Genomic DNA, 21,938 nt, shown 5'->3' on the forward strand with positions numbered 1-21,938 from the left:
TCGAGAATAATTAATCAATGAATTTAATTACGATTTTAAAGTGGTACTTGGATTTGTTATATTTTCAGTTGGTTGACTAGCAATAACTGCGGGTTTACTTTCAGGTTTACTTTCAGGTTTATTTTCCGGTTTATTTTCCGGTTTACTTTCAGGTTTGCTTTCCGGTTCTGGTTTATCAGTTACTAATTTAAAAAATATTTTAATACTATCAAAAATTGATAGCTTTTCTGAAGTTGGTATTACAGTAATGTCAACGCTTCCAAATGAAGTATTCATTTTCATTTTAAGATCATTCATGTATTCTGCAATTTCAGGATTTTTTTCAATAAAGATCACTTTAAAATCATCAATTGTAAATTCTTCTTCAGTTTTTTGAATTATGCCAACCTTGTCTACTTTTATTAAACTTTTCAAAGTTGGTAATTTTGATTCAACCACATAAGTTACAGTAATACTTGAATCTGGAATTAAAATTACTGAATCAGATTTAACCGATATGGTCGCACTTGTCAGATTTAGATTTCCTAAAATTGTTAAGCTACTTTTAAAATTGCCAATATTCGGATTCTTTTCAATTAATCTGTCAATAACTTCTTCTTTAGTTGGCAGTGATTTTTCAACTAAAAATTTTCCTAAATTGTTTTCAATAACTATGTCTTCTAATTTATTTCTTAAAATAAAATTAACTTCAACACTACCACCTTGAACCAATTCGTTTGAATTGCTTTTTACTTTAATGGTAGCTTTTGTTGATTGAATGTCTGTTACTTCTAATTGAGATTTGTATCTAACCAGATCACTATTACTTAAAATTAGTTTTTCCATAACTTCATCAGCTCTGGGTTTTTCGCGACTTATTTTAAATTCTCCAATATTTTTATTTTTTAAAAGAGTTTCCAATTTAATTTTTTCTGTTGCTGTAGATTTTAAAGTATATTTAAAATCAATTTTTTCATTTTCAACTAAGTATTTTGATTCCTTGCTTATAGTTAAAGTAAAGCTATCATTTTTAACATTATCAAAAGAAAATCCTTCAGTTTGGCTGAAAACGTTATTTATTAATGAATGAAAATTGCTTTTTTTAATAGCGTTTATTAGTTCTTGACTGTTTGGGACAGTATTTTTAGTACTGACTTCTCCCAATGACATTTCAGTAATAATATTTTTTACATTTTTTTTAACATATTCAACAACTTTAATTTCAAGATTTTTAATGCTTCCGCTCACTGTTTTGGAATTTTCCAATGAAACAATATCAACTGTGATTGTTTTTTTAACCTCATCGTTTTTAAAGTTCTCAAATTTAATCTCAGAAGGATTAATTTTTTCAAGTCCAGTTATTAAATTTTTGTTGGCTTTTAAATATTCTAGATCAATTGATTTTTGATCTGCAAATTTTTCTATTGAAGGTGATTTTAGATTGCCAAGATTGACAACCCCAGATTTTGTAAATTCACAAGAAACAACAGTTCCACCAACGGAAGCTGTTATACCAAGAGAACCTAAGATAATTAGTAATTTTTTCATACTTACCTCTTTTCCAAGGATTTGTTTCTGAAATCTTCTAGTCCCAAAAGTATTATAGTACTAATTTGAAAAAAGTGGGGAAAAATAAAAAAAACGAAACTTTAAGTTTCGTTTTTTAAAAGATATTAAACTGTTTCTGCTACTGTGAAAGTTACATTGATTGTACCATCAAGTAATTCAGAATCAGATTTAGCAGTAATTGTTGCTGAAGTAGCTGTAATTGCTGTAACATCAACTCCTGAGTGCATTTCTGATGTAAATTCAACATTCAATTCAGTTACTTTAGTTAAAATGTCAGCTGCTTGAGGAGCTGCTTCAAATTCACCTAAAGCTAAAACTTTAATTAAATCTGTTAAAAGAGTTTTTTCAACTTCTTTAACTTCTGTTAATAAAACATGTAAAGTAATTTCTTTAGTAGCTTCTCCATCAGCGATAGTTAGGACAAGTTCAAAAGTTCCTTCTCCTGCTTCTGCTTTAATTTCAACATTAACTGTTGCAGTTGCTAAAGCAATAACAGCAGCTTCTGCTAATTCTTGAGTTGCAAATGGTTCTGCTTTTGAAGAAGCAGTTAAAGCAACGATGCTTTCTTTTACTTTTTCAACTTCAGTTTTATCTGCTTTTTCACAAGCGATAACAACTGATCCAGCAGATGCAGTTAAACCGAAAGCTGCTAATAAACCTAATAATTTTTTCATTCTCTATTCTCCTTAAAATTATTTATTTTGTTAATATCCTAATTTCATTTATCTATTAAGATATACAAAATTAATTCTTGGTATTCCATACCAAAATTATTATAACAAAATTACACTAATAAGTTTAAAGTTTTTTAAAGAATTTTAATGAAAATCGTTAATTTTATCTGAACGCGCTGGTTTTTGGGAAATTATACTAAAAGTTAAGGCTAAAGTCGCCAAGATACTAATAACACCCACAACAATCATGATCATAACATTTGTAATTGCTACAAAAGCAAAAATCATTGTAATAATAAATCCGATAATAAGCGAGTATAGACCACGACCTAAAACGTGATCAAAGATCATAGCTAAATTATTATGGCGACCATTAATTTGGGTTAAAGTATTTTTCTTAGTTCGTGACATGATAGCTAAACCTACTCCTAACATTACTTCATTGATTAAGAATGTTATAAAGTAAAGATATCAGTATTGCGGAAATAAGAATAGTAATGTTGAACCGATAAATAAAACTATCAATCCAGTAACAACTAAAATATATGAAATAATATTAACTTGGTAAACCTTTTCAACACTAACTTTTAAATTAACAACTAACAAAGCTCCGATTTTGCGAGTTAGAAATCCAGTTACTAGCAATCCGATTAAGATTAGTTCACTCAATGGTCAGTGTAAATTTTTAGCTAAAATATAAATAAAAGCGATGGCAGTATAAGTGAAAGCCTCTCCCAGAGCGTAAAAGAAACTATTAGAAAAGATAAATAAAAAGTATTTCTTGTGAGCTTTTAAATTAGCCATATCATCAGGTTCGGTTTTGAATGTCACCTCTTCAATTTGAGTTTTGCGATTGAAGTTGATCAAACAAGTTAATAATAACCCTAAACCAGAAAATAGTCCAATTAAACAAAACAACATTATTTTTTCATTATCAATAAAAGCATAAATTAAATACGGAATCGGAATTAAAACCAAACTAAACAAAATTTGAATTAACTCAAATCGATATTTTTTATTAAAGTTTTTTCCGTGACTTCTCAAGATTTCCATAGTAAAAGGCACAATCCCAGCAACAAATGAACCTGTAAAAAACAGTAAGACTGCTAAGCCCATTGTGAAGTTATCACTACCCTTTTGTAATCCTCAAGCTATTAATAAAGTTAGCATTAAAAATAATCCAATACTCGTCATTTTAATAGTACTGTGGTTTCCAATCACCGCTTTTAATTTTCTCCACATTGGGGTGAATAAGAACATTCCCAAGGGAATTAGTAAAATTAAACTTAAACCTTGAATTCCCACTAAATGATAAATAAAGAATGGTAGAAAACTAAAGACCACCACCACTAGACCAGTTTCGATCCCAAAAGCGATTTTTCAAGTTCTAATCGAACTTGGTGATAAGTCTTTGATATTGTTTTTACTATATTTGTTAAAAGCAATTTTGTCATTTTGACAACTTAAAAAATCCTTATTGAAGACAAATGGCATACGATTCTTAAGATTACTAAATAATTCCCAAATTAACGGAGTTATTAGTAATGGCAAGATTAGATAGGCTGTAAATAAGACATCATTTCTTAATACTCTGCTTAAGTATAAAACTTTAGCTTTTTCTCAACTTTGAGTAATTGCTAATTCAAATAGCATATTATTCAATTCTAATAGACAAGATAAAATTGGGGCAACAATTAGAATTATTCATCAACGCTTAATTATTGATTTACGTAGTAAGAAAACCACTAATCAAATAATATTTAAACTGATCCAGTAAGGTATGAAGAAAATTGCTGAAAACGAAGATAATATTTTCAAGATTCCTAAAATATTGGTAAAAATGGCTGATAGTGATGTTGATAAAAATGTTGTTATTAAAATAACCATGAAAAAACCAATTTCTAGTTCATATAGAAATTGTGTTAGCATGTCAATTGTTATTGTAAAAGCTAAAAGTATCCCGATTAGGGTAAATGAGTACGTTGTGGCTAGACGCTTCGGTGGATTATTCATAATTTCAGTACCCATCCTTAATTATTAATTGATTCATTAGATTAGTTCCTTTCATTTTAATTAAATTGAAATTCACCAATAAAAATTGCATTGACTTTTAAATAGAAAATTAATCATGGTAAAAGTCCTCCGTAAAATAATTTTAACACAATATTTATTGATAAATAAAATTAAATTCTCAATAAAAATTCTAACTAACTAAAAAATAAAAAAATTAGGACAGCAACTTCCTAATTTTATGATTAATATTTAGTTTGATAATTAGTTAATAATTAAGCTTCTTCTCCAGTAGAAAATGAAACTTCAACTGAACCCTTAACTAAAGTAGCTCCATCAACTGCTGAAATAGTTTTTTTACCATCTACAACTGCTTTTTCTACTTCTTTAATTTCTAATTCTTTAGCTTCTGCTTCTGATAAGTTGTTTGTTTTTACAAACGCAGCAATAACTGTTGCGTCTTTATCATCAGCTAATTTACCTAATTCTTTAGTCATTCCTGATAAATCTTTTACAGATGCTTTTTCAGTAAATAATACATTTACTTTAACTTCGATATCTTTTGCTTCAACTTCTTTTGTTTCAGCTGCTTTAACTACAGCTTTAGTAACTCCTTTAACTGTTTTAACAGCTGCGATTGCTGCTGCATCAGAAACTGATTGTTTTTCTTCTTTAGTTCCTTCAGCTTTGATTTCTAATTTTTCAATTGCTTCTTTAACTTCAGCTTCTTTAGTTCCATCTTCGATTGAAACTGTTAATGCAACTTCAACTGTTTCAGTTTTAGCTTCGGCTGTGTCACCACAAGCAACAACAACTGATCCAGCAGATGCAGTTAAACCGAATGCTGCTAATAAACCTAATAATTTTTTCATATTGTGTTTCTCCTATTTTCTTTCTTTTTTATATTGATACATGGTAAATAAACATTACCTTTAGATATTATAATACAAAAATTAGAAAAAAATGCTTTTTTATAAACACTTCAAACATTTAAAAATAAAAAAATTAGGACAGCAACTTCCTAATTTTATGGTTAGTATTTAGTTTGATAATTGGTTAGTAATTATTCTGCAACTTTTACAGTAAATGTTACTTCAGCTGTTCCACTTACTAATTTTGCATCTTTTGAAGCAGTAATAGTTGCTTTAGTATCAGTAATATCTGAAACTGCGATTTCAGCAACTTCTTCATCTGATAATGAATTTTTTGCTTTAAGTGCAGCTAAAATAGTTGCATTTTCTTTATCAGCAATTTCTTCTAAATCTAGAGTTAATTTTGATAAATCTTTAGCTTCAACTTTGATATCTTTTACTAAAGCATGAATTTCAATTTCTTCAGTTTTAACTTCTTCGTCTTTAACTTCGTCTGCTTTTACAATTGTAACTTTAACTGTTACATTTGCTTCTTCTGCTTTTTCTTTTATTTCAACTGATACTTTATCAGTTGCAGTACCTTTAACAGCTTCTTCAGCTGCTGCTTTATCTGTTAATGGTTTTGCTTTTGATTCTTCACCAATTTTGTTAATTGCTGCAATAACTGCTGCTACTTCAGCGCTTTCTTTGGCTGTGTCACCACAAGCAACAACAACTGATCCAGCAGATGCAGTTAAACCGAATGCTGCTAATAAACCTAATAATTTTTTCATATTGTGTTTCTCCTATTTTCTTTCTTTTTTATATTGATATATGGTAAATAAACATTACCTCTAAATATTATAATACAAAAAACTTAAAAAAATGTTTTTTTATAAACACTTTAAAGATTTAAATATAAAAAAATTAGGACAGCAACTTCCTAATTTTATGGTTAGTATTTAGTTTGATAATTGGTTAGTAATTATTATTCACCTTTTGCTACAGTAAATGTAACTTCAGCTGAACCACTTACTAATTTTGCATTTTTTGAAGCAGTAATAGTTGCTCCAGTTTCACTAGCTTTTGAAACTTCAATTTCAGCAACTTCTTCATCTGATAATGAATTTTTTGCTTTAAGTGCAGCTAAAATAGTTGCATTTTCTTTATCAGCAATTTCTTCTAAATCTAGAGTTAATTTTGATAAATCTTTAGCTTCAACTACGATGTCTTTTACTAAAGCATAAATTGTAACTTCTTCAGTTTCAACTTCACCTTCTCTAGTTGAATCAACAGCTTCTGCTTTTAAAATTGTAACTTTAACTGTTACATTTGCTTCTTCTGCTTTTTCTTTTATTTCAACTGACACTTTATCAGTTGCAGTACCTTTAACAGCTGCTTCAGCTGCTGCTTTATCTGCTAATGGTGTTGTTTTTGAATTTTCAGCAATTTCGTTAATTTTTGCAATAACTGCCGCTACTTCAGCACTTTCTTTGGCTGTGTCACCACAAGCAACAACAACTGATCCAGCAGATGCAGTTAAACCGAATGCTGCTAATAAACCTAATAATTTTTTCATATTGTGTTTCTCCTATTTTCTTTCTTTTTTGTATTGATACATGGTAAATAAATATTACCTCTAAATATTATAATACAAAAAACAGAATTTTTTAAAATAACTTTGTTATTTTAAATCAAAACTTCTTATAAAGAAGAACAAGTTTCAACAAAATTATTTACAAAGTTAAAAGCAATTTTTAGCTTAAATTATAAAAAATTTATAAAAAAAGCAAAAAATTAGCCTTTTTGCTTAAAATTTTGGTTTTAATGGATTTTGACGATTATTCCATCAGTCCAGCTTCATAAAGATTCTTGAAATGACCAGGTTCTGATTTTAGTTGGTTAAATGTTCCAGTTTGCACAATTCCAGCTCCATCAGGGCCTAAAACAACGATTTGATCGGCATTTTTAATGGTACTCAAGCGATGGGCAATTGAGACGGTTGTACGGCCCTTCATTAGTGATTCAAGTTTTTCTTGGATCTCTTTTTCCACAATATTATCTAAAGCACTTGTGGCTTCATCTAAAATTAAAATGGTTGGATCTTTTAAGAACATTCTAGCAATTACTAGACGTTGTTTTTGACCCCCAGATAACAAGAATCCTCTTTCCCCTAAAATGGTGTCATAACCATCTGGTCAAGTTTGAATTAAATCATGTAATTCTGCTTTTTTACAAGCCTCGATTACTTGTTCATTGGATGCCTCAAAACTTCCATATTTGATATTTTCATAAACATCTCCAAATAGAATTTGGGGTTCTTGTTCAACATAACCCACATGGCTTAAATAACTAGATAAATTCACATCTTTTAAGTTTATGTCTTGGTTAATAATGATTTTACCCTCTGTGGGGTCGTAAAACCTTAATAATAGCCTTGAAATCGTTGATTTACCACTTCCAGTGGCCCCTACAAAAGCATAGCTCTTCCCCTCTTTAAAGGTGAAATCAAATTTTGGTAATACTGTTTTAGTTGGTTTCTCAGGATAAGCGAAACGAATTCCTTCAAACTTAATATCACCACTAATTTTGTCAATAACTTTACCATCAAAATAATGTGGTTCCATAATTGATGGTGATTTTAAAGTTTTATCAATTCTTTGAGCTGCCACAGTGGCCATTGCTAGTCCAAAAGCACAGTTCATTATATTAAATAAGGGTCCGATTATCATACCTTGAGCTAAGGTGAACGAAGCAAAAGTTTGAGAAAAGAATGTTTGTACAGCTTCATCACTATTGGAATTACCAAATAACAACATTGCTGAGATGATTGTTGAAAATTGAAGCATCGAAACTCCACCAAATAAAATGGTTAGCATTGAAGCTTGCATTTTACCAACAGGACGACTTCTTTTATAGTATTCTTCATGAACATTTTTGAATCTTTGAGTTTCGTAGTTTTCAGTTCCCGAAGATTTAATTAAACGTACTGTCACAATTCGATCTGTAACATTACCATTTATTTCAGTTAGTACTTGACGAACTTTGTAATATCTTTTAGTAGTGATCACAAAGCAAAGTCCCATAGAAACTAAGATAATTAAGAAAGTTGAAAATGCCACTAAAGCGATTTGTCATTGGAAAATAAACATCATTGAAAGTGATGCAACAATTTGGAAAAACGAAATCCCTACTTGCATTGGGATATTAACAGCTCAATCTCCAAATAACTGGGTATCTGAAACAACATTAGTTAAAATTTCTCCAATTTTTTTATCTGAGTAATATGAAATATCTTGACGAACTAATCGTTCTAAACAGCGATTTCTTAAATCAATTTCGATTTTTTTACCCATTAAATAACCTAAGTAGTTAAAGGTAAAAGAAGCAAGAGAGTTGGTAATAACAATTCCAATTCCCACATAAATCAATTTGTCTCAAGGAACTCCTCAGTACATTGGATTTGGTTGACCAATATTTCGTTCACTTAAAATTGAAATGGTCATTTGATTTGTTAAAATTGGTATCATAATTTGACAACTAACAATGATCATCATTAAAAATAGCATGCGAATTGAGATTTTTCATTCTCTAACATAATATCCTGCAATCATTTTAAAAAACATGCTATTTTTTGGACCTGCTGGTTGGTTTTTATTTGTTTTCAATTATACCCCTCATTTCTATTTAAGAAAGTTTCTAAAAAAGATTATACATAAAAAAATGCGAGTTTTTAATAAAATTTAAAACTTTCGCTTTTTTAACATCTTGTCAATTTTTTTATCCATTCGCTCTTGAATATTTGAACTTTCAAAATTTCGATTAACACGACTAGCAAAAATCGATTCGCTTTGCGTAGATTCATTTACCTTATTGTCAACCTTTTTATTTTTTGGTTTCCAAAATTCCTTAGATTCTTTTTCTGGTTTAGCTTCCCTTTTGGGTTTTTCTGGTTTTATGGGTTTTATTTTTTTAGGCTTTTCGAATTTGATTTCATCAACAACTTCAATTCCCAAGTCAGGATCAAAATCAAATTCTTGTGATTCTTCAACGACTGGTTCTTCAACTACAACGACTGGTTCAATTGGTTCTTCAACTTTTTCAACCACAATTGATTCTAGAACTGTTAAATCATCAATTTTGATTATATCTTTTTCTTGATCCTTAAGATTTTTTTCTCCATTACAAGAGATATGGATTGGTTGTCAATTTTTATAATGGAGGTCACCGTTTTTCTCTAAGGGAATAATAAAGCCAATTTCTCAACTATTAGAATTTTTAAAATCATAAGCTTCATAGAAATTCATCATTTTATTGCATCAAGGACATTTTAATTCTAAGGGGAAAATTGGACCAGGAAGACCTAATTTAGTCGCATAATTAATTCATAATTTATGTAATTCAATTTTAGTAAATTCCATCGTCTAACCCCCAATTAAAATCCGTTTAAATAGGAAAAAAACAGTCTTTCGACTGTTTATGAACTGGCACCGTGCTATTTTGCACTTTCGTACTATCGTCGCCGCAGTAGAGCTTAACTTCTGTGTTCGGCATGGGAACAGGTGTGACCTCTACGCTATGGGCACCAGATCGGTTTTTTTGAAACAATAATATCCTTCAATAAATATTCAAGGGGATTATTCTTTCAAAACTGAACATTAGATTTAACATAAATTTGCAACTTTTTAGATTTTTCTTAATTCTAAAAAGACTCTCGATCTATTAGTACTGGTAAGCTAAACACGTCACCGTGCGTACACACCCAGCCTATCAACCATGTGGTCTACATGGGATCTTACTTGCTAAACAATGGGAAAACTCATCTTGAAGGAGGCTTCTCGCTTAGATGCCTTCAGCGATTATCCGTTCCGCATATAGCTACCCTGCTATGCTCTTGGCAGAACAACAGGTGCACCAGGGATGCGTCCAACCCGGTCCTCTCGTACTAGGGTCAGCTCTTCTCAATTTTCCTACGCCCACAACAGATAGGGACCAAACTGTCTCACGACGTTCTGAACCCAGCTCGCGTACCGCTTTAATGGGCGAACAGCCCAACCCTTGGAACCGACTTCAGCTCCAGGATGCGATGAGCCGACATCGAGGTGCCAAACCTCCCCGTCGATGTGAACTCTTGGGGGAGATCAGCCTGTTATCCCCGGGGTAACTTTTATCCGTTGAGCGACGGCCCTTCCACACGGGACCGCCGGATCACTAAGTCCTGCTTTCGCATCTGTTCGACTTGTAAGTCTCGCAGTTAAGCATTCTTCTACCTTTGCGCTCTATGTATGATTTCCAACCATACTGAGAATACCTTTGAGCGCCTCCGTTACATTTTAGGAGGCGACCGCCCCAGTCAAACTACCCACCAGACACTGTCCCTGATCCGGATAACGGACCGAGGTTAGAACCTCAATGTAACAAGGGTGGTATTCCAAGGATGACTCCACAACCACTAGCGTGATTGCTTCATAGTCTCCCACCTATCCTCTACATGTTACACCAAGATTCAATATCAAGTTATAGTAAAGCTCCACGGGGTCTTTCCGTCTAGTTGCGGGTAACCAGCATCTTCACTGGTACTAAAATTTCACCGAGTCTGTAGCCGAGACAGCGAAGGGATCATTACGCCTTTCGTGCGGGTCAGAACTTACCTGACAAGGAATTTCGCTACCTTAGGACCGTTATAGTTACGGCCGCCGTTCACCGGGGCTTCAATTCATGGCTTCGTCGAAACTAACCACTCCTCTTAACCTTCCGGCACTGGGCAGGCGTCACCCCCTATACTTCGTCTTACGACTTTGCAGAGAGCTGTGTTTTTGCTAAACAGTTGCCCCTTCCTCTTCACTGCGGCTCACATAAAGTGAGCACCCCTTCTCGCGAACTTACGGGGTGATTTTGCAGAGTTCCTTAGCTACAGTTTTCTCGCTTGCCTTAGGATTCTCTCCTTGACCACGTGTGTTCGTTCTAGGTACAGGTACCATGTAGATTAGCGCTAGAAGCTTTTCTTGGAAGCATGGAGTCATGGACTTCGCTACTTGCCGAAGCGTTCACTCCCCATCACACTTCAGAGTTAAAGTACGCGGATTTGCCTACGTACACCCCTTTGTGCTTAGACCAGCATATCCAACAGCTGGCTTCCACTATCCTTCTCCGTCACTCCATCACTCTACATAGTAGTACAGGAATATCAACCTGTTGTCCATCGACTACGCCTTTCGGCCTCGCCTTAGGTCCTGACTAACCCTGGGTGGACGAACCTTGCCCAGGAAACCTTGGTCAAACGGCATGGGGGATTCTCACCCCCAAACGTTACTCATGCCGGCATAATCACTTCTAAGCGCTCCACCAGTCCTCACGGTCTGACTTCATCGCCCTTAGAACGCTCCCCTACCACTGACGCTTACGCGCCAATCCATAGTTTCGGTAGTATACTTAAGCCCCGGTACATTTTCGGCGCAGAATCACTCGACTAGTGAGCTGTTACGCACTCTTTAAATGATGGCTGCTTCTGAGCCAACATCCTAGCTGTCTGTGCAATTCCACATCCTTACACACTTAGTATACATTTAGGGACCTTAACTGATGATCTGGGCTGTTTCCCTCACGTGCATGGACCTTATCACCCATGTACTGACTGCCGAGTATGAAACAATGGCATTCGGAGTTTAATTGCATTCAGTACCCCTAGGTGGGGCCATCATACATTCAGTGCTCTACCTCCATTGTCCTAAACCTCGACGCTAGCCTTAAAGCTATATCGGGGAGAACTAGCTATCTCCGGGTTCGATTGGAATTTCACCGCTAGCCACAAGTCATCCACGGTCTTTTCAACGAACGTTGGTTCGGTCCTCCATTTGGTTTTACCCAAACTTCAACCTGCTCATGGCTAGATCACCCGGTTTCGTGTCTACGACATCGTACTAAACGCCCTATTAAGGCTCGCTTTCACTACGGCTCCACGGATTCCGCTTAACCTTGCACGATATCGTAACTCGCCGGCTCTTTCTACAAAAAGCACGCCATCACCCATTAACGGGCTCTGACTTCTTGTAAGCATATGGTTTCAGGAACTATTTCACTCCCCTCTCGGGGTACTTTTCACCTTTCCCTCACGGTACTGGTTCACTATCGGTAAAATGGTAGTATTTAGGCTTACCCAGTGGTCTGGGTAGATTCCGACAGGGTTTCACGTGCCCCGCCGTACTCAGGATACCTCTTCGAGATTAATGTATTTCGCATACGGGACTATCACCCTCTGCGGTGCTGCTTCCCAACAGCTTCTGCTATACATTAATTTTGTAACTCTAACTAAGGTCCTACAACCCCGGTCCGTAGACCGGTTTGGCCTGTTCCGCTTTCGCTCGCCGCTACTGACGGAATCTCATTCGATTTCTTTTCCTCTTGGTACTAAGATGTTTCAGTTCCCAAGGTTCCCTTCTCATGACCTATGAATTCAGTCATGGATAATACGAGATGAATCGTATTGGGTTTCCCCATTCGGATATCACCGGATCAAAGCTCACTTCCAGCTCCCCGATGCTTTTCGCAGGTAGTCACGTCCTTCTTCGGCTCCATTTTCCAAGGCATTCACCATATGCCCTTACTATACTTTTTAGAGAAAAACCTATTGCAAATTTATGATTTCAATTTTAGTTTTTTTAATAACAATTGATGTCTAATTTTTTATTTATATAAAACAAATAAGAAAATTGTATTTTTTCATCTAATATTCAGTTTTCAAAGAACAATTCTTTTTTCAAAGATTATCAATAATTTGTTGCCAAATTATTCAAATAATCTCTGAAAACTAAATAGAACATAAAGGATAGTCGAAGCTGTTAATACACTTAGTCACTTTCAGCTTCATTTACTTAATTCTCTCCATAGAAAGGAGGTGATCCATCCGCACGTTCCCGTACGGATACCTTGTTACGACTTCACCCTAATCGCTAATCCTACCTTGGTAGGCTCCCTCCTTACGGTTAGGACACCTGCTTCTGGTATTACCAACTCTCATGGTGTGACGGGCGGTGTGTACAAGACCCGAGAACGTATTCACCGCGGCGTTGCTGATCCGCGATTACTAGTGATTCCGGCTTCATGAAGTCGAGTTGCAGACTTCAATCCGAACTGAGATCGGCTTTTTGAGATTAGCTCCCCCTCGCGAGATTGCGACTCTTTGTACCGACCATTGTAGCACGTGTGTAGCCCAGGACATAAGGGGCATGATGATTTGACGTCATCCCCACCTTCCTCTAGCTTACACTAGCAGTCTCATTAGAGTCCTCAACTGAATGTTAGTAACTAATAATAGGGGTTGCGTTCGTTGCGGGACTTAACCCAACACCTCACGGCACGAACTGACGACAACCATGCACCACCTGTCTCAATGTTAACCTCCACTACATCTCTGTAGTTTTGCACTGGATGTCAAGCCCTGGTAAGGTTCTTCGCGTTGCTTCGAATTAAACCACATGCTCCACCACTTGTGCGGGTCCCCGTCAATTCCTTTGAGTTTCACTCTTGCGAGCATACTACTCAGGCGGAGTACTTAATGCGTTAGCTGCAGCACCGACATATTGCCGACACTTAGTACTCAACGTTTACGGCGTGGACTACTAGGGTATCTAATCCTATTTGCTCCCCACGCTTTCGTGCCTCAGCGTCAATAACAGGCCAGTAGATCGCCTACGCCACTGGTGTTCCTCCAAATATCTACGCATTTCACCGCTACACTTGGAATTCCATCTACCTCTCCTGTATTCTAGCAAAGCAGTTTTCAAGGCGAACCGGAGTTGAGCTCCGGGCTTTAACCTCAAACTTACTAAGCCGCCTACGCACCCTATACGCCCAATAAATCCGGATAACGCTTGCCACCTATGTATTACCGCGGCTGCTGGCACATAGTTAGCCGTGGCTTTCTGGTAGGGTACCGTCAGACTAAGAGCATTTCCTCTCCTAGTTGTTCTTCTCCTACAACAGAGCTTTACGATCCGAAAACCTTCATCACTCACGCGGCATTGCTTCATCAGACTTTCGTCCATTGTGAAAAATTCCCTACTGCTGCCTCCCGTAGGAGTCTGGGCCGTATCTCAGTCCCAATGTGGCCGATCAACCTCTCAGTTCGGCTACGTATCATCGTCTAGGTGAGCCATTACCTCACCTACTAACTAATACGCCGCATCCTCATCTTTTAGCGGTCCAAACGGACCTTTCAACACCTTCTGATGCCATAGTGGTGTCATATGCGGTATTAGCAGTCGTTTCCAACTGTTATCCCCCTCTAAAAGGTAGATTAGACACGTGTTACTCACCCGTTCGCCACTGGGTGCAAGCACCCCGTTCGACTTGCATGTATTAGGCATGCCGCCAGCGTTCATCCTGAGCCAGGATCAAACTCTCATTTAAAAAAATGTGACTATATTTGATTCTGACTATCCTTTATTTTATTAAACTCAAACAAATTGATACAAGTTAAATTGTACAATTAATGATTGTTGTAAATTGTTCTATTTAGTTTTCAAAGATCATTTGTCGCATATTGCGCCACAAATGAATATATAATATTCCTGATTAAAATACAACCTTTTTTGCAAAAAAAATTAATTTTTTTTGCTTTTTATTTCGAAATCATTTTAAATAATTTAAGATTATATAAATATTAAAAAAACCGAATTAATCGGCTTTTTTTATTTAATTTTTAAGAATAGTGAATTAATAATAACTGAAATTGAAGATAGCACCATCACCAAAGCTCCTAGTTCTGGAAAAATCAGACCAAAGGCAGCTAAAGGGATTGCTAAAACATTATATAAAAAAGCTCAAAATAAATTAGTCTTAATCTTTTTATAAGTTTTCCTAGCAATTATAATGGATCTAAAAACATTCATAACATCATCTTGAAGTATTAAAACATCACTAGAACTAATAGCTATATCTGTGGCATTGGCAAAAGTAATTCCAATATCAGCTTGATTTAAAGCAACCGCATCATTAATCCCATCACCAACCATAGCCACATTTTTATACAAACTTTGTTTTTTTTCAACTTCCAATGATTTTTCAAATATCTTGACCTCGCTGATGATTTCTGGAATTTTTAAGATTTTTCCAATTGCTTGTGCAGTTTGGCGACCATCCCCTGTTAACATCGCTGAGGGTATCTTAATGTTGTTGAGTTTTTCAATCATATCAACTCCATTAGGTTTAACTTTATCACCAAGAGCTAAGTAAGCAATTAATTCATTATCAATGGCCAAGTAAATAATGGTATTTCCCAAATCCTGTCATTTTGAAATTTCACTAGCAAATTCTTTCAAATCAATTTTATTTTGATTCATAAGACTGTTGTTACCTAAATATAATTGTTTTTCATTTCATCTAGCTTGTAAACCAAGACTAGTCAAAGTTTGATAATCTTGAAATTCTCATGACACTTGATTTAAAAACTTGTCTGTCAAACTCTTGCTAATTCCATATCCAATCGGATGCTCTGATTGTTTTTCTAAATTATAAATCAATTGCTCAATTTGATCTTGAGGGTACTTTTGTGAAACTAATTTTAATTCCAAGATACTAATAGCTCCCTGGGTTAGAGTTCCGGTTTTATCAAAAATAATAAAATCGGTTTTGGCAAGTTTTTCTAAGCTATCTGCTGATTTGAAAATAATCCCTAATTTAGCAGCCTTACTAGTTCCCACTAAAATAGCAGTCGGAGTTGCTAGACCCAAAGCACAAGGACAAGCAATCACTAAAACTGTTATAGCTCTTAATAAACTCAGTTGGTTTCAACCTTGAAAATAAATAGTTCAACCAATTAAGGTAATTAAAGCTATGGTGAATATGATCGGAACAAAGTATCCCGAAATCCTATCAACCACTTTTTGAATTTGAGTTTTTTTAGTTTGAGCGGTTTTCACCATTTCAACTACTTGATAAAGCACTGATTGATTAACTAATTTTTCAACCTTAATAACCAAATACCCATTAAGGTTAATGGTTCCTGCGTTTACCAAGTCATCAACTTTTTTAAAAATTGGTCGACTTTCACCCGTTAGCATGCTCTCATCGATGCTGCCTTGACCAGAAATAATTTTGCCATCAAAAGGGATTGAAGATCCAGTTTTCACAACGATTTGATCATTAATTTTAATATAATCTAGGTTAGTTTCCACAACTTCATCACCCACAAGTAACAAAGCTTTTTGAGGTAACAGATTAACTAGTTGATTTAAAGCACTACTTGTTCTAGTTTTAGCACCCTCTTCTAGTAATTTACCTAAAAGTACAAAAGCTACAATCGTTGCACTTAATTCGAAATACAGAACTTCACCTTCCATGGTGGCTTGTCAATTATTAACTGTGGCATTATAAATACTTAAACCATACGCTGATAGAGTACCCACAACAATTAAGAATGCCATATTGGCTTGACGTGATTTTATTCCGTTATAAAATTCTTTATAAAATCGCACTCCTAAAATAAATTGTATAATTGAGGTTAAAATTAATTGAAAGATGGGATTGTGCAAAAATAAAGCAAAATCATTGTGAACCTTACTGATTGATAAAATCATCGCCAATCACATAGGCAGCGTTAACATTAAGGCCATAACTACTTTAGTAATGCTAAATACCATATTTTTATCCATTTTGGTTTCAAATTGATTATTATGAATTAACCTAGCTTTATAACCAGTTTTTTTGACAGTTTGTAAAATCAAGTTGTTGTCAACTGGGGTTTGAAAACTAATAGTCATGAGGTTTAAAGCAAGGTTAACATCGACAACTTCAACGTTCTCTAATTTTTCAACCGCTTTAGTGATTGAGATAACACAATTACTACATGTCATTCCTGAGATTTTGTAGTCGCTAGTTTTCAATCTTAATCTCCTGAATTTGATACCCTAATTCTTCAATTAAGATTTTAAGTTCTTCTAATTGCATTTGATCTTTGACCACACAATTTAAAGCCTCGGTTTCTAAGTCTAAAGCAATTTTTTTAATTTTCAAGGTCTTTTTCAAAGATTTAGTAATTTTATCAACACAATGTTGACAATTCATATTTTTAATTTTAGCTGTAATATTCATTTTGACTCCTTATTTAGCGATACGATCAATTAAATTATTAATCTCTTTAAATGCTGTTTCATGATTTTGATTGTCACCAACAATACACCCTTGAATATGTTCGTTAACCAGCTTCTTGCTAATCGAAAGTAAGGAACCTCTAATGGCGCTAATTTGGTTAATAATATCAACACAATATTCATTATTGGTAATTTGATTACCAATTCCTTCGATTTGTCCCTTAATTCGATTCAAATGCTGGTGATATGATTTTTGTAAAGCTTCATCGCGAATTGTTGTCTTCATAAATCCTCCCATATATACCCCTATGGGTATATATAGATATTAACACTATTTTGATAAAATAACAACTTAGTTTAAATAAAAAAAAACTTTGAAAACATAGTTTTCAAAGATTTTTAAAATATACAATAGTTGCTCTTATTTTTTAATAATTTTAAGTGTTACCTCAAACAATTCCTTCATTTTTAATAATTCAAAATCAATTTTGCTTGCTAATAAATTTTTAAAATTAGATTTTGAAACGTCTTTTTTAATATAATCAAGACACTGATGATTGAAGATTTCTTCATAGACTTTAAAGTTAAAACAAAAATAAATTTTATTCTCAAGAATTTGCAATGTGAGTTCACCAAATTCTTTCAAATTCAAGTCTCCTAATCATTTATCAAATTTCAAAATATCACAAATTTTTTGCACCTGTTGCGCTTCAAATTCGTTATCCTTATCAAAACCTGTTTGATTATACAAAAAATCTTCAATTTTATTATTTAAAAAAGCTATTTGCATATCTTCACTAATTTCAAGTAGCAATTCACTTTCAAACCAATTTGCTTGATCGGTTAATTCCAGACCAAAAAATTTTAAATATGTAAAGTCATTCTTATTATTTGGAAAATAAATATCTCCATATGAAATTAAATTTTTATCGTATTGAAAATTTAAGGCTCGGTGGGTTAAAAAATTTTCAGCTCCGATTAGCGAAACTATTTTTTGATTATCTTCAAAAATATAAATATGTTCATCAATATTTAATAATTTTAAATTGTTGTCAACAATTATTTTACTTCGCAATTCATAAAGAAATTCTCAATCTTCAAAATACTCAAAGCCGTTTTCCAATTCGCGACGCTTGAAAAAAGAAAATATAGCAAGAACAGCTCCAAGTGAAAATATCAAAAATGGTAAAATGTACCTACAAAAAATTCTTAAAGATTCCCCATTTTTAACATCTTTAAATGCTTTATCAAACTCTTGGTAAAAAATTGATGATATATAAAAATAAAAAAAACTAACGGCAATTAATGACATTCCATAGTAGATTAATTTCGTTGATCAGTTATTTTTTTTGAAATTAACTGTTTCAGAATAAAAACTATTTACAGAGTTTGCTAGGAGTTTTTGGTATTTTTGCTCATTTGTTAAATCCATGTCTATTCTCACCACCCTGGTAATTATTTTAGGTTATTAATTTTGCTAAAAAACATGTCTACTTTTTCATCGATGCTATCAATATTTCCATCAATAACTATGAATGGTATTTTATCAATTCATTCTAGATATCATTGTTCATATAAACTATTTAGCAACTCCCAAAAGTGCCTCTTAACTTTTAATTCATTTGGAATTGCTCTTTCATTAATTCTGTTAATTGAGGTTTCATTACTAACTCTTAGATATACAACAAGTTCATATGATTTAATATTTTCATTATTAAATATTGCAGGAATTATGTTAGTCTCAAAAAAAGTCCGATATGTATCTCAATCCCTTTTATCAAGATTACCCTCCTCATAATTTGCGTTGGCAAAAATCAAAGTATCCATAACTCCGCGGTCAAAAACAACATCTTTTAGATTTTGAGAATCTAAAAATTGTTTCATTCTTTCTGATAGCATAAATAATTCCATTTTATATGTATTGGAATTCTTATCTTGGAATTGTTCATAAAGTTGGTCAAAATAAGGATTTTTATTTAAAGGTTCTGCATAAACCTTGTAACCCATTTTTTCATTTAAAGCTTTAATGAAAGAAGTCTTCCCTGCTCCTACTGTTCCAAAAATTACTAACCTCATAAACTTGCTCCTTTTATTTAACTATTTTAATACAGGTTTTAGGATTTTGCTTATTTTTGTTGAAATTTCTTGCAGAAATTTGTCAAACTGAAATTCACTATTTTCCTTTAAAAGATTATCTGAAATGAACTTTATGATTATCATGGGTTTGTTAAATCTTTTGACTACATGAAATAGTGCTGCACCTTCCATATCAAAAACCTCAACACTTGAATCGGTTTTCTTAACAAAATTATCAAATTTACTTTGATCGTTGATAAAAATATCACTTGAACCTAAAGAACTAAATTTTGGTTCAAAATCTTTTAATATTTTTTGATATTTTTCAATCATACCTGAGTCTTGATAATATTCAAGTTCTTTAGGAATTTGACCATATTTATAGTTAAATCCTGTCAAATCAGCTGCTGAATAATATGTCTTTTGAATTAAAACTAAATCCTTGACATCCAAAATTTTAGAACAACTCCCAGCTGTTCCGATGTTAATGATTTCATTTATTTCATGATTCATTAAAAAAGCTGTTAAGTTGAAACTTGCATTGACCAAACCAATTCCTGTAATTAATAAATAACTATTTTCATTTTTATAGTAATGTAAGAATTTATGTTCAACCTTTGAATAATTTAAATTTGATATACTTTCTTGAGCTTCTTCTATCATTGCAAATACTATTAATTTCATAATTTACTCCTTTTGAACTCAATGATCATAACTAGCTTTTAGCATAGTACCAATATTTTCAACACCATTTTTGGCCAATGCAAATTCATATTGTTGCTTTAAAAGTGTTTTAAAACCAACAACTAAATCATTTTCAACTATCGCTCTAATTTCCTCGACTCCAGGATAATTTCTCTCTTCACTAATTTTATCAGCACAAAAAACCACCATATCCAATGGGCTCATTTCTAAGCTACCTACAGTATGATTAAATACAGCTTGCAAAATTTCAACATCTTTAATTTGTCAATCTTTTTGTAAATGTAAATATCCTGTAAAGCTGTGTCAAACTGGCTTTGGTTCTTTTAAAAGCGGAGGCAATCATTTTTTTAAATATGTTAAATGTTGCTCATTGGTTCACCTTTTAGTCACATCATGAAGAGTTCCAGAAATTAAGGCTTTTTGTTGATCTAAATTATGAATTTTGGCCAATCGTTTTGCCATCATTCCAACATTTAAACAGTGTTGAAATCTTTTTTCATCCATTTTACAAGCCAGACGATCATTTAAATATAAAAGATTATTATTGATATATTCGTTGACATCTTCATCTTGGAGATGAACATCAACTAAATTCCTAATTTTAGTTGAAGATAAATGATTATTATCAAATTCAAAAATCTGTAAATTATATTTATCCACAATTTCTTTATTATACTCAGGACTTCTTAAAAAAACCTTAAAATCAATTATTTTTATCAATTCTTCAAAATGATCTCATTTTTCAAAATCATCTAATTGGTCGCTGCCCATTACAAACGAAAATTGAAAACCTTGATATTCAGGTTGGGATTTTAAGTAGTTGATTGTTTCATACGTAAAACTTCGCGATTGCTTGCGAATTTCATACTCATTAATTCTTATAAAACTATATTTTTTTCGAACAATCTCGAGCATTTCTAATCGATCTTTTATTGAACTATTTATATGCTTTTTGAAAGGATTTAGATAATTTGGAATCAATCAAACTTCTTCAAAACCTAGAGCTTCAATACATGCTTTAGCAATATTGATATGGTCACTGTGAACTGGATCAAATGTTCCTCCAAACAAAGCTATTTTACGCATGACAAACCTCGGTTCTATTCTTTTGTTAAATAATCAGCACCTTTTTCAACTTCTACCTTGCTTAAATCTAAATAGTCTCATTGACGCAAAACTTCATAAGTTGATATTCCAACTGTGTTTGCTATATTTAAACTTCTACCAGTTGCAACCATCGGGATTCTAAAAACTGTTTGAATATTTTTTTGTAAAATTGATTTTGGGATTCCTGTTGATTCTTTACCAAATAACAAAAATACTTCTGAGTTAATTTTTGTAAAATCAAAATCACTAATTGGTTTTGAACCATATCGGCTTAAACAATAAAGAACAGCTTTAGGGTTTTTTTCACAAAAATCATCTCAGTTATCGTATTTAAAATAAGGAACCCCATCAAAAGTATTTGCGCTACTTCTAGCAAAATTGCGGCGGTCAAAAATAAAACCAAATGGCTCGATTAAGTGCAAAACTGAATTTGTTAAACTAGCAGTACGAAAAATAGCTCCAACATTATCGGCAATTTCTGGTTCAAACAAAACAATATTAATTTTTCTGCTCATTTTACAGCTCCCTTTTAGTTTATTTTTTTATTTACTCCCGTAAAGTTATTACGATAGTAATCGTATCATTGTTCTGGGGATTTATATTCATCTGGTGCATTTGTTACAAAATTAATGTCAAACATTGGGTCGTAACGATTTTGGTCTTCAAAATTTAAAGCTCTAAATAATAATTGTACATCTTCGATATTAATTTCGCCACGATTTTTTAAAAGTCCGTTACGATCTAACATTCCTGTATCTTTAAAAATTTTACGGTAGTCCGGAAAGTATTTAAATAGATTTTCTAAGTGTACATAAACATTAATAGAAATTATTTTGTATTTACTTTGCATTTGATAAAAGTATTGATTTTTTTTCATA

Annotated in this window: 17 protein-coding genes and 3 rRNA genes; all 20 read right to left on the reverse strand. The window is 33.1% G+C overall.

The genetic code is table 4. The features are described 5' to 3' along the window. Nucleotides 1-27: 27 nt before the first annotated feature. The 20 genes from AACK87_RS02560 to AACK87_RS02655 all read right to left on the reverse strand — a co-directional run bounded on the left by AACK87_RS02560 (nucleotide 28) and on the right by AACK87_RS02655 (nucleotide 21,937). Nucleotides 28-1,527, reverse strand: a complete 1,500-nt coding sequence (locus AACK87_RS02560; RefSeq protein ID WP_338971196.1) for a lipoprotein — start codon at nucleotides 1,525-1,527, stop codon at nucleotides 28-30. Between the two features lie 125 nt (nucleotides 1,528-1,652). Continuing rightward, complete coding sequence (locus AACK87_RS02565) at nucleotides 1,653-2,222, reverse strand: lipoprotein (RefSeq protein ID WP_338971198.1); 570 nt, start codon at nucleotides 2,220-2,222, stop codon at nucleotides 1,653-1,655. 144 nt (nucleotides 2,223-2,366) lie between these two features. Continuing rightward, entirely contained in the window at nucleotides 2,367-4,235 is a 1,869-nt protein-coding gene (locus tag AACK87_RS02570; protein ID WP_338971200.1) for a hypothetical protein, read from the reverse strand. A gap of 272 nt (nucleotides 4,236-4,507) precedes the next feature. Continuing rightward, a complete protein-coding gene (locus AACK87_RS02575) occupies nucleotides 4,508-5,104 on the reverse strand; it encodes a lipoprotein (protein ID WP_338971203.1) in 597 nt (198 codons plus the stop codon). A gap of 191 nt (nucleotides 5,105-5,295) precedes the next feature. Continuing rightward, the gene (locus AACK87_RS02580) at nucleotides 5,296-5,877 is read right to left on the reverse strand and encodes a lipoprotein (protein WP_338971205.1); all 582 of its coding nucleotides are present in this window, start codon (nucleotides 5,875-5,877) and stop codon (nucleotides 5,296-5,298) included. Between the two features lie 194 nt (nucleotides 5,878-6,071). Then, complete coding sequence (locus tag AACK87_RS02585) at nucleotides 6,072-6,662, reverse strand: lipoprotein (RefSeq protein WP_338971207.1); 591 nt, start codon at nucleotides 6,660-6,662, stop codon at nucleotides 6,072-6,074. A 262-nt stretch (nucleotides 6,663-6,924) separates the two neighbouring features. Then, a complete protein-coding gene (locus AACK87_RS02590; RefSeq protein ID WP_338971209.1) occupies nucleotides 6,925-8,751 on the reverse strand; it encodes an ABC transporter ATP-binding protein in 1,827 nt (608 codons plus the stop codon). Between the two features lie 75 nt (nucleotides 8,752-8,826). Then, nucleotides 8,827-9,504, reverse strand: coding sequence for an HNH endonuclease (locus AACK87_RS02595; protein WP_338971211.1), 678 nt, complete (start codon nucleotides 9,502-9,504; stop codon nucleotides 8,827-8,829). Nucleotides 9,505-9,565: 61 nt separating this feature from the next. Next, nucleotides 9,566-9,673: ribosomal RNA gene (gene rrf, locus AACK87_RS02600) — 5S ribosomal RNA — on the reverse strand. 111 nt (nucleotides 9,674-9,784) lie between these two features. Next, nucleotides 9,785-12,698, reverse strand: a 23S ribosomal RNA gene (locus AACK87_RS02605). A gap of 272 nt (nucleotides 12,699-12,970) precedes the next feature. Beyond that, nucleotides 12,971-14,491 (reverse strand): 16S ribosomal RNA (locus AACK87_RS02610). Together the 16S, 23S and 5S rRNA genes form the textbook arrangement of a ribosomal RNA operon. Nucleotides 14,492-14,772: 281 nt before the next feature. Then, nucleotides 14,773-16,965 carry a cation-translocating P-type ATPase gene (locus AACK87_RS02615; RefSeq protein ID WP_338971212.1) on the reverse strand — a complete coding sequence of 731 codons (2,193 nt, stop codon included), beginning with the start codon at nucleotides 16,963-16,965 and terminating at the stop codon, nucleotides 14,773-14,775. Further along, on the reverse strand, nucleotides 16,955-17,173 hold the full coding sequence (locus AACK87_RS02620) for a cation transporter (protein ID WP_338971214.1): 219 nt from the start codon (nucleotides 17,171-17,173) through the stop codon (nucleotides 16,955-16,957). Before AACK87_RS02620 ends, AACK87_RS02615 begins: the two co-directional genes overlap by 11 nt. Nucleotides 17,174-17,182: 9 nt before the next feature. Next, entirely contained in the window at nucleotides 17,183-17,458 is a 276-nt protein-coding gene (locus tag AACK87_RS02625) for a metal-sensing transcriptional repressor (RefSeq protein ID WP_338971217.1), read from the reverse strand. 135 nt (nucleotides 17,459-17,593) lie between these two features. After that, complete coding sequence (locus AACK87_RS02630) at nucleotides 17,594-18,604, reverse strand: hypothetical protein (RefSeq protein ID WP_338971220.1); 1,011 nt, start codon at nucleotides 18,602-18,604, stop codon at nucleotides 17,594-17,596. A gap of 23 nt (nucleotides 18,605-18,627) precedes the next feature. Further along, on the reverse strand, nucleotides 18,628-19,248 hold the full coding sequence (locus tag AACK87_RS02635; RefSeq protein WP_338971223.1) for a deoxynucleoside kinase: 621 nt from the start codon (nucleotides 19,246-19,248) through the stop codon (nucleotides 18,628-18,630). Between the two features lie 21 nt (nucleotides 19,249-19,269). Next, nucleotides 19,270-19,932, reverse strand: a complete 663-nt coding sequence (gene mtnN / locus AACK87_RS02640; RefSeq protein WP_338971225.1) for a 5'-methylthioadenosine/S-adenosylhomocysteine nucleosidase — start codon at nucleotides 19,930-19,932, stop codon at nucleotides 19,270-19,272. A 3-nt stretch (nucleotides 19,933-19,935) separates the two neighbouring features. Next, the gene (locus AACK87_RS02645) at nucleotides 19,936-21,039 is read right to left on the reverse strand and encodes a nicotinate-nucleotide adenylyltransferase (RefSeq protein WP_338971227.1); all 1,104 of its coding nucleotides are present in this window, start codon (nucleotides 21,037-21,039) and stop codon (nucleotides 19,936-19,938) included. 14 nt (nucleotides 21,040-21,053) lie between these two features. Then, on the reverse strand, nucleotides 21,054-21,575 hold the full coding sequence (locus AACK87_RS02650; protein ID WP_338971229.1) for a tRNA (cytidine(34)-2'-O)-methyltransferase: 522 nt from the start codon (nucleotides 21,573-21,575) through the stop codon (nucleotides 21,054-21,056). Nucleotides 21,576-21,589: 14 nt separating this feature from the next. Beyond that, complete coding sequence (locus AACK87_RS02655) at nucleotides 21,590-21,937, reverse strand: hypothetical protein (RefSeq protein WP_338971231.1); 348 nt, start codon at nucleotides 21,935-21,937, stop codon at nucleotides 21,590-21,592. Between the last annotated feature and the right edge of the window lies 1 nt (nucleotide 21,938).

This window comes from Spiroplasma endosymbiont of Panorpa germanica (assembly GCF_964019765.1).
Taxonomy (GTDB): domain Bacteria; phylum Bacillota_I; class Bacilli_A; order Mycoplasmatales; family Mycoplasmataceae; genus Spiroplasma_B.